General features: G+C 34.0%; 15 protein-coding genes and 1 pseudogene. 7 read left to right on the top strand and 9 right to left on the bottom strand.

Annotated elements, in window-relative coordinates:
* Positions 1–74: 74 nt before the first annotated feature.
* The 5 genes from JOD96_RS13290 to JOD96_RS13270 all read right to left on the bottom strand — a co-directional run bounded on the left by JOD96_RS13290 (position 75) and on the right by JOD96_RS13270 (position 2505).
* Positions 75–524 carry an SRPBCC family protein gene (locus tag JOD96_RS13290; RefSeq protein WP_209564723.1) on the bottom strand — a complete coding sequence of 150 codons (450 nt, stop codon included), beginning with the start codon at positions 522–524 and terminating at the stop codon, positions 75–77.
* Positions 525–859: 335 nt separating this feature from the next.
* A complete protein-coding gene (locus JOD96_RS13285; RefSeq protein ID WP_209564722.1) occupies positions 860–1246 on the bottom strand; it encodes a hypothetical protein in 387 nt (128 codons plus the stop codon).
* Between the two features lie 17 nt (positions 1247–1263).
* On the bottom strand, positions 1264–1611 hold the full coding sequence (locus tag JOD96_RS13280; protein WP_209564721.1) for a hypothetical protein: 348 nt from the start codon (positions 1609–1611) through the stop codon (positions 1264–1266).
* 2 nt (positions 1612–1613) lie between these two features.
* Positions 1614–1946, bottom strand: coding sequence for a hypothetical protein (locus tag JOD96_RS13275; RefSeq protein ID WP_209564720.1), 333 nt, complete (start codon positions 1944–1946; stop codon positions 1614–1616).
* A gap of 55 nt (positions 1947–2001) precedes the next feature.
* Positions 2002–2505, bottom strand: coding sequence for a GbsR/MarR family transcriptional regulator (locus JOD96_RS13270; protein WP_209564719.1), 504 nt, complete (start codon positions 2503–2505; stop codon positions 2002–2004).
* 349 nt (positions 2506–2854) lie between these two features.
* Here JOD96_RS13270 and JOD96_RS13265 point away from each other — a divergent pair, with 349 nt between their 5' ends.
* The 7 genes from JOD96_RS13265 (at position 2855) to JOD96_RS13235 (ending at position 9085) form a co-directional block, all read left to right on the top strand.
* The gene (locus JOD96_RS13265) at positions 2855–3271 is read left to right on the top strand and encodes a hypothetical protein (protein WP_209564718.1); all 417 of its coding nucleotides are present in this window, start codon (positions 2855–2857) and stop codon (positions 3269–3271) included.
* A gap of 23 nt (positions 3272–3294) precedes the next feature.
* Positions 3295–3768, top strand: coding sequence for a hypothetical protein (locus tag JOD96_RS13260; RefSeq protein ID WP_209564717.1), 474 nt, complete (start codon positions 3295–3297; stop codon positions 3766–3768).
* A 171-nt stretch (positions 3769–3939) separates the two neighbouring features.
* Positions 3940–4371, top strand: coding sequence for a hypothetical protein (locus JOD96_RS13255; RefSeq protein ID WP_209564716.1), 432 nt, complete (start codon positions 3940–3942; stop codon positions 4369–4371).
* Positions 4372–4543: 172 nt separating this feature from the next.
* Entirely contained in the window at positions 4544–4939 is a 396-nt protein-coding gene (locus tag JOD96_RS13250) for a DUF1842 domain-containing protein (protein WP_209564715.1), read from the top strand.
* 163 nt (positions 4940–5102) lie between these two features.
* Positions 5103–5576 (top strand): hypothetical protein, encoded by a 474-nt coding sequence (locus tag JOD96_RS13245; protein WP_209564714.1) that lies wholly within the window; start codon positions 5103–5105, stop codon positions 5574–5576.
* A gap of 11 nt (positions 5577–5587) precedes the next feature.
* Positions 5588–7210 (top strand): tyrosinase family protein, encoded by a 1623-nt coding sequence (locus tag JOD96_RS13240; RefSeq protein WP_209564713.1) that lies wholly within the window; start codon positions 5588–5590, stop codon positions 7208–7210.
* 66 nt (positions 7211–7276) lie between these two features.
* A complete protein-coding gene (locus JOD96_RS13235) occupies positions 7277–9085 on the top strand; it encodes a hypothetical protein (protein ID WP_209564712.1) in 1809 nt (602 codons plus the stop codon).
* Between the two features lie 74 nt (positions 9086–9159).
* Here the strand turns inward: JOD96_RS13235 and JOD96_RS13230 are convergent, their stop codons facing one another.
* The 4 genes and pseudogenes from JOD96_RS13230 to JOD96_RS13215 all read right to left on the bottom strand — a co-directional run bounded on the left by JOD96_RS13230 (position 9160) and on the right by JOD96_RS13215 (position 12629).
* A complete protein-coding gene (locus JOD96_RS13230; RefSeq protein ID WP_209564711.1) occupies positions 9160–9819 on the bottom strand; it encodes a vancomycin high temperature exclusion protein in 660 nt (219 codons plus the stop codon).
* 15 nt (positions 9820–9834) lie between these two features.
* The gene (locus tag JOD96_RS13225; protein ID WP_209564710.1) at positions 9835–9996 is read right to left on the bottom strand and encodes a hypothetical protein; all 162 of its coding nucleotides are present in this window, start codon (positions 9994–9996) and stop codon (positions 9835–9837) included.
* Positions 9993–10570 (bottom strand): annotated as a pseudogene (locus JOD96_RS13220) (zeta toxin family protein). The gene JOD96_RS13225 and the pseudogene JOD96_RS13220 overlap by 4 nt, the downstream one beginning before the upstream one ends.
* Positions 10571–10601: 31 nt before the next feature.
* Positions 10602–12629 carry a M3 family metallopeptidase gene (locus JOD96_RS13215; protein WP_209564709.1) on the bottom strand — a complete coding sequence of 676 codons (2028 nt, stop codon included), beginning with the start codon at positions 12627–12629 and terminating at the stop codon, positions 10602–10604.
* Positions 12630–12822: the final 193 nt, after the last annotated feature.

Here is a 12822-nt window from a genome sequence, read left to right as displayed (position 1 = left end):
AAAATCAAAAATCTGACAAATCTGCTGAATCTGCATGAGAACAAAAAAGTTTTTTTATCATATCAGGGCTTTATTCAAATTTCAGAAACTTCTTTTAAGGTTTTATTTCGTTCTAAAAGAAAGTTTGTAAGATGTTTTTCGAGAAATAAAATATCAAATAATTCACCAAAAATCCCAAACGGAGTTTCATATTGAAGTTTGTCTTTCATGATTGTAAACCCATTTATTTCTTCAAAAATATGTTCGTGTCTAAAATATTTGAATTTACCGCGTTCCATTTCATCCACAAAAAAATCATAAAAATTCATTGCTGTGATTCTGCTTTTGTGAGTCAAATAAAGACCAAAATGTTTGCCGCGCCAGGTTACCGTTTCGTTTAAATTGATTAGACCAGAAGTTACCCCTGCAATTGCTTTTTCTTTTGAAGGACTAGCAGATTTCTGATGAATATCGATATTTCTTGAAGCATCAAAAACAATTTGTTTAGGGGCTTTTATTTTTGTTGTGAGATAAATTGTTGTCATTTTTTAACAATTAAGTCCCGGCGGGACGTTATATTTATAGATTTGTATTTGTTACGTGTAAAACCCCAGCGGGGTGAAATGCTTTAGAATAAGAAAGAAAAAATATAACGTCCCGCTGGAGCTAAATTGAACGAGATATTCTTATATTTTCTATAAATATTATGTTCCGCTGGAGCACTCAGAACAATTTCTCCAAATTTATTTTTGAAATGATTTACTAAAAGGTGTCCTAAAAACTGTTCCGGCTGCGATTATAGTTTTGTCATTTGAATGTTTGTTCCTGTTGAAATTTAAACCTAACAGGTTTTTAAAACCTGTTAGGTTTGGGGATGAAATTATGCTTTAAAAACTAATCTTTCTTGTACTTGAGCTTCTTTTGCTTTTCTTTTTCCTCTAAAAAAGAAATACAAATTAAAGAATAGCATTATGCCAAGATAAATAGAAAATCCTCCAATTTTATAACTCAAATTTTCAATTAATTCTTGATAACTGTCACGATATAACTGCATTTCTAAAATCATCAGCGCAAAACCAATATTTAATAAATAAAAGCCCGTTTCAAAAAGTTTGTTGGTCGCTTCTGCAATTTCTTCCCTGCCTTTAAAAATGTCAAGCATAAAGATTTTACCGTTTTTAAAAAGTGTTTTAGAAACGTAATAAGTCAGAAATAATGCAACTGGTAAATAAATGCTGTAACCGATTAAAATTTTTGTAGTTTCCATAATATTAAAGTTTAGTGTTATTTAATTAGTTTTTGAATGTATTTGGTGAGTATGAAAATATTCAGGTAATGCAAGATTGAAATGATAAATATGATAACTGCCGTTCTGACTCCTATCGTTTCAATAAGTTGTGCTGCAGATGAAATTTTCTGCCAGGAAATCAAAGTCATGGCACAGTACCCAATGTTTAAAAGATAGTAGGCCAGTAATAAAACCCGATTGATTTTTTGACAAATCTCGGTATGGTCCGGAATTAATTCTGCGACATAAATATTGCCGTTTCTGTAGCAGATTTTCCCAACTTTCATAATGATAAAAATCGTAACACTGAGATATACGAAGTATCCAATAATGTTGAGATTCATGATTATTTTTTTTGATAGATTAATAATGATAGATAAACAGCGAGTATAAAAGGAATTGGAAATAAGAGGTAAGTTATTAAGTCATTATAATCAATTAGAGAATTTACCAGCCAAAGTCCAAAGAAGAAAATGACACCTGACATGTAAATCTGTAAATTTCTGTTTCGTGGATTGTCAATCAATAGTTTAACTCCTATAGAAAGTTGAAGAAAGCCTGTAATCATAGTTGATAATGCAGCAAAAAATAAGGCACCCTCTGTGAAAATTGGATATGTGATTGCAATTGCGAATGGAAGTGCTATGGCAAATGTGTTGATGTTTTTAATGGTTTTCATAGTTATTGATTATTTTAAACTTTCAGAAAAAAATGAAAGTTTTGGTTAAATTTTTTTATTTCATGATTTTAAGAACCAGGCGTGCTAACCAGTTTTCTTTAAATTCAGTCATTTTGTCTAATATATTGTCAGCTTTCAAAACAAAATCATACAATTTATTGGTTTGATCGATAAAGTGTTTTTCTTCTGCTGAATCTTTTGTTGAGATTGACGAGACTTCTTTTAAAATTTTAAGAGCAGGTTTGATTTCTCTTTTGCTTCTTTCTCTTGAAATTTTTACAGCCAGTTCGTCTAAATCTTTTTCGGCAGTAAAAAATTCTCTTCTTTCTCCGGCTTTGTATTCTTTATAAACAATTCCCCAATCCATTAAAGCTCGTAAGTTCATGCTGGCATTTCCGCGGGAAATTTGCAATTCGTCCATAATATCTTCCATAGAAACAGCTTCGTTCGAGACCATTAATAAAGCATGAATCTGCGCCATGGTTTTATTAATTCCCCACTGAGAACCTAAAGCTCCCCAGGTCTGAATGAATTTATTTTTTGCTTCCTTGAATTCCATAGTTCAAATGTAAACAAAAGTTTTTAAACTTTCAAAAATAAATGAAAGTTTGTTTTAAAAATAAATTTAGTGAGAATTTTTTTAAATGATTGCCATCATAAATACATCCTTATAGCTTCTTTCTTATGTTTTGTAACAAAGAATTTCCGTCTCATACCATTTTCTTGTCTAAACCTATGTATCTGATATAATTTTGAAATAGAAAAATGAAAGAAAATCAACATCATTTAGATCTATTTAGAAATATTCAGATCTGGAAAACAAATCAAACAAGTGGAGCAGAACCCACTTAAAAAAACGAGGCGAAACCTGAAAAGCCTTAAGAGTAAGGAAAATAAATCAAAAAATTATGTCAATACCTGCAAACCAATGTACGGTTTTTGTCCAAGTTTGGGCAGATATCAATTCACTTAAACAAGGAACTACCAGCGGATGTTATGCTGTTAGTAATAAAAGTCAACAATCTACTGGAGAAGGGACAGCCAATTTAACAACTCAAGTAATTACAGGAAGCAACGTATGTTGGTCGGTTTTACCAATCGATCCACAATTTAATGGTGATTTTACAATTACTCAGGTTGGAGCTCAATCTGGCTGGGCAACTCCGCCAGCTCCGGTTGTGGGATTTCCTAATTTGTTTACAGGACAACTTACAACATCTACTGTTGGTGGCAATGTGAACTCTAATATAGTATTTAGCTTTAACGGAGGAGGAAAATCTATAACAGTTACATTACCTGTTACAATCGTACCAGTTTCTGCATAATAATTAATTTAAAAAATAAGATTATGAATAATAAAACAAATTTAGCTTTTAGTGCAGGTCCTGTAATTCCGGCAAGAGTAATTAACATTGCGGTAGACACAGTATTTTTATATAGCCAAACTTCTGGTCCATATTCAGGAACAGGAATATATATGATGGATAACAATGCAGCAGGTGGTAGTAACGGAGAAGGCGGACTTGAATTGTCTTCACAAGTTACTGCTGGTTTTGGAATCGCATTTAATGCTTTCCCTATTGATGCAGCCGGACAGCAAGGAGATACAGTTGAGATTGTTGGTTTTGAAATCTCTGATGGAATTAATATTTTCGGAAATTGGGGATGGCCTGCACAACAACCAAGTAGTTCGTCATACCAATGGTTAGGTACTGCTATGCTTCAGGGGCAATGTACTTATCAAATTAAAATTGGAGTATCTGTGGGCGGCGCACCTATGCAGTATTACTGGTGGGATCCATTCTTAACATGTACTGCATAATATTTAGCAACAAAACTTTGAAAATTAGTGCTTCCAAATTCTTCGGAGGCACTAATTATTTTATTGATGTATTACTTATGCAGAAGTTTGAAAAACAATACCAATTCATCAAAATGGAAATTAACAGTGTAACTCAATAAATTAAAGATGTTGATTAACAGTAATATAAATATGTCGAAGTCTAAAATACAACCTTCAGGCTGTACTGTTTTTATTCAAATATGGGTAGATGTTAATATGTTGGCAACTAATAATCCTGAAAAAGGGTGTTATGTGATCGATAACAGAAACAAATACTCAGAATTTGAAGGTAGTTGTCAATTACAAACTAATGTAATCTCAGGAAGTAAAGTCTGTTGGAGTATATTACCTGTTGATCCGCAATATAGAGGTATGTTAACTATAAATTCAATTAATGTAGAATTTGCTTATAATGATCCTCCTTTGCCTTATAATGATAGTTTAGATATTTGGACAGGAGTTGTTGCAATTTCCACTTCCCTTTATGGCATCATAAAAAATCTCACTTTTAGTTATCATAACGGTTCTATGAGTCGTTCTGTTACTTTACCAATTGCTGTAAATCCAGTCGTACGAGCATAGACTGATTTTGAGTTAATTTTTTTCTTCATGACATTTTTTTCCTCTTTCATGACAAAGAATTCCCGTCTCATGACATTTTCTTCCTTAAAATTATCAATCTAATCTAGTTTTGATAGAGAAAAATAAAGGCATCTAAAAGCTGCATGAATAGGAAAATATAAAAGCTTACATCATGGAAAATTTATCAGAAGGCACAATTGGGGATTTAGAAATGCCAGGTGCACCAATAGCAACATTTAGTTTAGTAGTAATGCCGTCAAAAAATTCTGTTTCCGGCAGGGTTTTAATTAAGCAGGTGCCCAATAATCCTGATGGTGATATTGATATAAAGGTTGAAGGAAAAATACATGCTACGGGATTTGGTAATTTCACAAAAGTAGTAAGCCTGCACGGACAATACGATCAGTCATTACCTTCTGAAAAATTTGGTGCTTTTCTGGCCGATTTTGATGCACATTTTGTTGTTGATGATGAATGGAACGGAACAGGAGGATTTTCCTTTTACAAAAACCAGATTGAAAATGTACCAGTTGAGGCGATAAAAAAATTAAAAGAGGAATTGGTATAGGGTAGCACTCTTAAACGATTCGGGGGATATTAAATATGTGCAAATATTCCTGGCTCATATCTAATTTTTGTTGAAGATCGCCCCGCCAAGGCGGTCTTTTTAGTATCAGTAAACTTAAAATCTATGCTTCAAACCAAATTAAAAATATTTAACCCCTGTACTTATGAATGATTTAATTGAAACCAGAAGTTCCTGTTGTTCTGTTAAGGAACAAAAACAGATTGAAGAAAAACCAATATCCAAAACCCGAAAAACGCTTAAGGCAATTCCATCAATGCTGTTGAGTGTTTTTATTGCTTTTTTTCCAAAATGCCCGGTTTGCTGGGCTGTTTACATGAGCATGTTTGGCAGTCTTGGTTTGGCGCGTTTGCCCTACATGGGATGGTTGTTGCCTGTATTACTGTTTTTTCTTGCAGTTCATTTATTTATGATTTACAAAAAATCGGTATCTAATAGTTATGTTCCTTTTCTGTTGAGCCTTACGGGAGCTGTTATAATACTTGTTGGAAGATTTTCTTTTAATAATGAAAAATGGCTGCTTGTAACAGGCATGGTCTGTCTTATTTCAGGATCATTATTAAGTCGGTTTCCGGCTCTTAGAATTCACTTTTTTACATCAAAACACGATAACATTTAAAAAATATAATTATGTCTGCTACACAATTAAAAATTAGAAAGTCAATCTCAGTTATGCAAAGAGATTATGAAAATGGAAATAAAAATGAGCTGGAGAATTTAATGCGCGCATGGAAAGGAATAAAAGAACTTCCGGCAGATGATCCTCATTCGTTTTTTAAGCTGGGCGGTTTTCATGGAGAACCTTTCAGAGGTGCAGGATGGGGGAGTGCTGCTTATTGGGGAGGATATTGCAATCACGGCAATGTATTGTTTCCTACCTGGCATCGTATTTATATTTTAAAAGTAGAAGAAGCACTGCAAAGCATAAAAGGATGCGAAAATGTTATGCTGCCTTATTGGGATGAAACAGATGAGGAATCATTGCAAAAAGGGATTCCGTCCTGCTTAACAGATGAGTTTTTTGAACTGGATGGAGAAAAAATTCCAAATCCGCTGCGTTCTTTTGTGTTTCCTAAAAACATTGTAGATAATGTTCAGGGAGATAATAATCTTTATAACAAACCAAAAGGGTATGAAACAGTTCGTTATCCCTTATCTGGTTTGGTGGGATCAGACGAAGACAGAAAAAAAACGAAAGCACATAATGCACAGTTTCCGGATTATAATAAGAATGTAGAAATATTGAATGGCAATGTTTTAAACTGGCTCAACTCTTATATCATCGTTAAAAAGAAAAAAATTGAAACGAATGTAAATCAAAAGTTTAAAGACTGTCTGGAAGCACCAAATTACACAGTGTTTTCAAATACAACTTCTGCTGCCGAATGGAATATAAATTTAGAAGAAGGCAGTCTTCCGGTTGTCTCTCTTGAATCTCCTCATAACAGTATTCATCTTGCTGTAGGCGGGTGCGATTTGCCTACCTACGATCGTTCGCCTATTCCCGGTGCAAATGGGGATATGGGAGAAAATGATACAGCAGGATTGGATCCTATTTTTTACTTTCATCATTGTAATATCGACCGCATATTCTGGCTTTGGCAGAAAAAGCATGGTTTTACAGATCATCTTGAAATTTTTCCGGAATATCCTGGTACAAATACAGTTGATAATCAGGGGCCAACTCCGGGAATGGCGCCTAATTCGTGGCTTGATTTAGAGAGTCCGCTTAATCCGTTTAAGATAACTGAAAAAGGAAAAGAAAGACCGTATAATTCTTTGGACTGTATCAATATCGAAAAACAACTTGGAATAACGTACAGCAAAGGATCACTGGATCAGTTTTCTGAGGCAAAACTTTTAAAAGCAGAAAATGAGGATGCAAAAGTGATTAAAGTATCCAGAATTAATAAAGCTCCCATAAGAGGTTCTTTTATGATTTCTGCTTTTGCAACAATCGATGGAAAAAAACAACATCTGGGTACAGAAGCTGTACTGAGCCGCTGGAATTCTCAATATTGTGCTAACTGTCAGACACATCTAGAAGTAAAAGCGTTTTTTAAACTACCGGTTTTACCAGAAATTTCAAAAGATTCATTAAAAGCATCTTTAAAAAGTGTTGAAATAGAAATACATGGCCGTGATGGAGTTTTAGGAGGAGGTGATGCCGGCAACAATGATGTAAGCCTTAAGAAAGCAACAGTATTAAAAAGCGGAAAACCACCAGTAACTTTCCATGTAGAGATTGTATAACATGCTATTTAAAATCAAAATAATAAATGTTCTTCATTTATAAAAATAAACCCAAAAACAACTATCATGAAAAAATTGAATATAAAAACCGCAGCTATACTTATGGCGGCGCTAATAATCATCTTTTTGGGATGCAAAAAGAAAGATTTGTTAGCTACTGCCGATTCCGAATATCTTCCACAAGATGTAAAACAATCTTGTATTGTTTCTGATACAGAATTTAATTCCTGGTTCAAAACAGGAAAAGTAACCGAAAACGGATTAGTGGAACCTGCAAATAGTGTTGCATTTCCTCATAACAACAATTGCGATTTCTACAAATGGTCGCAACAAATGTTTTTATGGATTACTTCGCCATCTTCGGGCTCGTATGGAAATAAGGGCACAATCTTAGAATCTCCTGTGTTTTATAATGTTTCTCCTCAGGATCCCATTACCGGAAAAAGGACATTAGAAGCACACAAGCCCAATGTTTTGCTAAGTGCAGTTAGTAATATCAATCAGAGCGGTCCGAACAGGCTTCCTGTTTTAATAGACAAGTCGGGAAAAATGTTTGAAATTGAAGCTCAGAAAAGTGATGAAAAAGTAAAAAATGAGCTAAATAATCTGGTTCAGGTTGGCAGCGTAAAAGCAAATGCAAATGGTGTGCATATGTTTTTTGACTTAAAAGGGAAAATTATCAAAAGCCCAAAACCTGTTATTGAAAGCGAAATTAAGCCATCAGATGTTGTTCAGCAATTCAAAGTGGGTAATAAATTTATATTTCTGGATTCTAACGGAAATGAAGTTCAGTCAGAACAAGGACAGGCCGGATCGCACGGAGCTTTAATGGGTGAGAATAAATCATTGGTATATTATATCACAATGGTTAATGATGTTTATGCTTACTTTTTAACCGGTGTAAATGAAGGTAAATTAAACGGAAATCAATTTCCGACTACCGCAAGTGCCAGAGATAGTATTGTTGCTTATGCAAAAACAAAAGGATGGGCTGCTCCGCCAGATCCTAATGCGCTGGCAATTGAGTTAAAAACATCCTGGGTTGAGGTTACCGATTTGCCTAATGTCGAAAGTTATGTTACCATCAAGGCAATAATTCCGACTTATGATAAGTCGAATCCAAATAAATGGGTAGAAAACGGACAGCGAACTGCAAAATTGGCTTTGGTCGGAATGCACATTGTAGGAAGTGTGGCCGGACATCCCGAAATGATCTGGGCGACCTTTGAGCATGAAAAAAACACTCCAAATACGGCATACTCCTATGTAGATAAAAATAATAATGTCAAACAAGTTCCGGCAGATACAGGAAAAGGATGGCTTTTTAATGCCAATGCAAACGATACAACAGGAGCACAGAATATTCAGAATATGACAGTAAGCGGGGATACGATTTTAGTTAAAAATGCTTCTCTGGCCAGCCCGACTGCAAGAAGAATTATGGCTTGGGGGGTTGCATCAAACACAGTTCCGAATGGAGAAGATAAAACTCCTGCGGATTCTAATAGTGAAGTGATCTCTATAAATAATGCCGTTCGCAGTATGTTGGTCGGTAATGATGTGAGAAAAAATTATTTGTTAATAGGAGCCACCTGGACTTTTGGAGGTGCCGGACCAAACGGGAACGTTTATCCGTATGGAGCCGTTAATGATTCAATTCCTCATGGCGATGCAATTGGAACAGGGCAATTGTCAAATAGTACAATGGAAACGTATGTGCAGTCTCCATCATCGGCCTCAACAGAACAAAATGCTATTTCGTGTTTTTCTTGTCATAATGACAATAATGGTATAAAACCAAGTGATTTGAGCCACGTGTTTGAAGACATTATATCTTTGCCGCCAAATACAGAGAACAAGAGAATTTTAAAATAATAATTAGAAAAATTGTTAATGCAAAAAATCCAGCGCTTTATTTTAAGTGCTGGATTTTTTAATTGATGTCAATATTATCGCTTATCTTCTTTAGAATAATTTGATTCTCCATTAATATTGATTTCGTCACCAAAAAAACGAGGTTCACGATTTCTTAAAATATCAAAAAAGGATTTAAAAATAGAACCATATTCTCTGAAACAAACATAATTATATCCCAGGTATTCGCCATTATTTGCAGAGAAACCAACCGATTTTATCCCCAGTTTATTTCCTATATAAATCGCACGGTTTAAATGATATTTCTGAGAAATTAAAGTGGCTCTTTTAATTTTAAAAATATGTTTCGCACGGTACATTGTCGAATAGGTATCAAAGCCAGCATAATCGACAAATATTTTTGTGGTATCAACACCATGCGTATAACAGTAATTTTTCATAACCGTTAATTCGTCATATTCTTCACGTCCATTATCACCAGAAAGTAAAATTTTATTAATTCGTTTCATTTTATATAATAAAATTCCGGCGTCAAGACGGTCTTTTAAATATTTGCTGGGCCTGTTTCCATTAATTCCTGCACCAAAAATAATCCCTACATCATTTTTAGGGAATTTTTTTACCGAATAGTAAATGCGGTTTTTAGTAGAAGATTTTACATAATAATTAACAGCAATAATGGATGCTAATCCAATAATGACAAGGAAAAGGAAGATTTTCAAATATTTTTTCAAGTGTGATTTTAGGTATTAGTCTTTAATGTCAATTGCGTTTATAGTTTGGATTTTTCCATCGGCATAAACCACAATCTTTCCGTTAGTTTTCTTTTTACTTTCAATCATTTTTTTTGAAGAAATTTTTAAACCTTCAACAATTTTATACTTTAACTCCTTAATTTTATCTTTTGTCATAATCTTAGGCTATTTATTTGATGAAATAAGTTTTCGTCTATAATTTGAATCTTTTCGTTAATCTCTTTTTCAGCAATTAACACTGGCAATTTATTTGAATTGTCAAACAACATAACGTTGTCACAATTTTTAAGATAGATTTCAAATAAATTTTTAATTCCTCGAATATATCTTCGCTCAATAACATCTTCAGGAATATTATGCCCACCTTCATTGACTCTTACTTTTACTCTTTGTTTTGCTAATTCGACAGAGCTGAGCCAAAAGAAATTAGTGTTACAAAATAACCCTGACTTTGAGCTTTTTTAACAATAGAAATATAACTTTTTGCTGAAAGAGTTGTCTCAAAGGCAAAATCTACTTCTTTTTGAAATAATTCATCTATACGATTAAGCATTATTCTTCCTGCTTCAAAACTTGCTTTTTCTGGTTGAAAAGGCGATAAACCTTTTGCAATTTCATCTGCATTAACGAACTCCTTACAGTCCAATATTTCAGGCAGAATTGTGTATGAAGCTGTAGTTTTTCCAGCTCCATTACAACCCGAAATTATATATAGATTTTTCTCTTTCAATAGATTTAATAATAAACAAAGATATTAAATATTATAGTAATCCCGCTCTTTTCAACAAAGCTTCAGGTTTTGGTTCCTGACCTCTAAAGCGTTTGTACAAAGTCATCGGATGTTCTGTTCCTCCTTTTGAAAGGACATGATCTTTGAATTTTTTTGCTACTTCTTCATTGAAAATACCTTTTTCCTGGAAATATTCAAAAGCATCTGCATCCAGAACTTCCGCCCATTTATAACTATAATATCCAGAAGAATATCCACCCTGAAAAATATGAGAAAAAGCGGTACTCATAGCATTTTCTTTTACGTCTGGGTATAATTGTGTGTTAGCAAACTGCTCGGTTTCAAAAGCTTTCAAATTTGTAATATTGGTCGGATCTTGCCCGTGCCACGCCATATCCAATAATCCAAAACTTAACTGGCGCATTGTTGCCAATCCTTCCTGAAAACTGGCACTTTCCTTAATTTTCTGTACATATTCAATCGGAATAACTTCTCCTGTTTCGTAATGATGGGCAAACAAAGCCAAAGCTTCCGGTTCATAACACCAGTTTTCCATAATCTGACTTGGTAATTCAACAAAATCCCAGTAAACAGAAGTCCCGGATAAACTAGGATAAGTGGTGTTGGCTAACATTCCGTGTAAACCGTGACCAAATTCATGAAACAGAGTTGTTACTTCATTAAAAGTTAGTAAAGACGGTTTTGTTTCTGTTGGTTTGGTAAAATTACAAACGTTCGAAATATGTGGTCTTTCGTTTACACCATCTTTTATAGATTGTGATTTGAATGAAGTCATCCAGGCACCGTTTCTTTTTCCTTTTCTTGGAAAAAAATCAGCATAGAAAATCGAAACCAGATTGTTTTCAGCATCTCTTACTTCATAGGTTGTAACTTCTTCGTGGTATTTATCGATGTCAAAAACTTCGTTAAACGTTAATCCGTATAATTTTTTGGCAACAGTAAATGCGCCGTCTAAAACTTTTTCTAACTGAAAATAAGGTTTTAGTTTTTCGTCATCTAAGTTGAAAAGCTGTTGCTTTAATTTTTCAGAATAATAAGCGCCGTCCCATTTTTCAAGTTGTTCGATTCCGTCTAATTCTTTCGCGAAAGCGGTTAATTCTGCAAATTCTTTTTGAGCTGCCGGTTTTGCTTTTGCCAATAAATCATTCAGGAAAGTAAAAACTTTATCCGGACTTTGAGCCATTCTTTCTTCCAGAACAAAATGTGCATGTGTTTTATAGCCTAATAAATTGGCTCTTTCATAACGAAGTTTAGCAATTTTCAGTACATTTTCCTGATTGTCGAATTCGTTATTCTGAAATGCTTTTGCACCAAAAGCAATAGCCATTTTTTTGCGCAGTTCGCGATTATCAGCATAAGTCAAAAACGGAATATAACTTGGATGATCCAGAGTAAAAATCCAGCCTTCTTTTTCCTGGCTTTTTGCCAATAACCTGGCAGCTTCAATGGTTCCTTCCGGTAAACCTGCCAAATCACTTTCATTTGTTAAGTGTAATTCAAATGCATTGGTTTCTGCCAAAACATTTTCGCCAAATTGCAAACTCAGCCTCGATAACTCTTTGTCGATTTCTCTAAGTTTGTCTTTTTTGTCTTCTGGTAAATTAGCTCCGTTTCTGGAGAAACTTTTATATTTTTTATCTAAAAGAGTTGTTTGCTCCGGATTCAGATTTAAAGATTCTTTTTGATCATAAACCGCTTTTATTTTGGCAAACAAAGCTGCGTTTAGTGTGATGTCGTTTCCAAATTCAGACAATAGAGGCGAAACCTCCTGAGCGATTTTTTGCATTTCGTCGTTTGTTTCAGCCGAATTCAGATTGAAGAAAACACTCGAAAGACGATCTAAAATATCTCCGGCAAAATCCATCGCCACCACTGTATTTTCAAAAGTTGGTGCTTCGGGGTTGTTTACAATGGCATCGATTTCGGCTTTGGCCAAAATAATTCCTTCCTGAAAAGCCGGAACGTAATCTTCTATTTTAATTTGCGAAAAAGGTGCTGTGTTATGTTTAGTATTGAATTTTGAAAGTAAAACGTTCATTATAATGTGATTATTTTTATTAATTGAAGTCAATGTTTTGAATTTCAAAGATAGCAATTTATAAAAATTTAATCGTCTATATAAAGTTGATTCTTGGCATAAAATCCTCTTAAATTGTGTTATTGTTATGTTATTTATTGCCTTGGGAGATATTAAAAGCGTAAATTGACAAAATAGGCTAGTGTTATAAAAT

The sequence above is a fragment of the Flavobacterium sp. 1355 genome, assembly GCF_017833415.1.
In the GTDB taxonomy this organism is placed as follows: Bacteria; Bacteroidota; Bacteroidia; order Flavobacteriales; family Flavobacteriaceae; genus Flavobacterium.
This window is presented reverse-complemented; position numbering and strand designations above follow the sequence as displayed.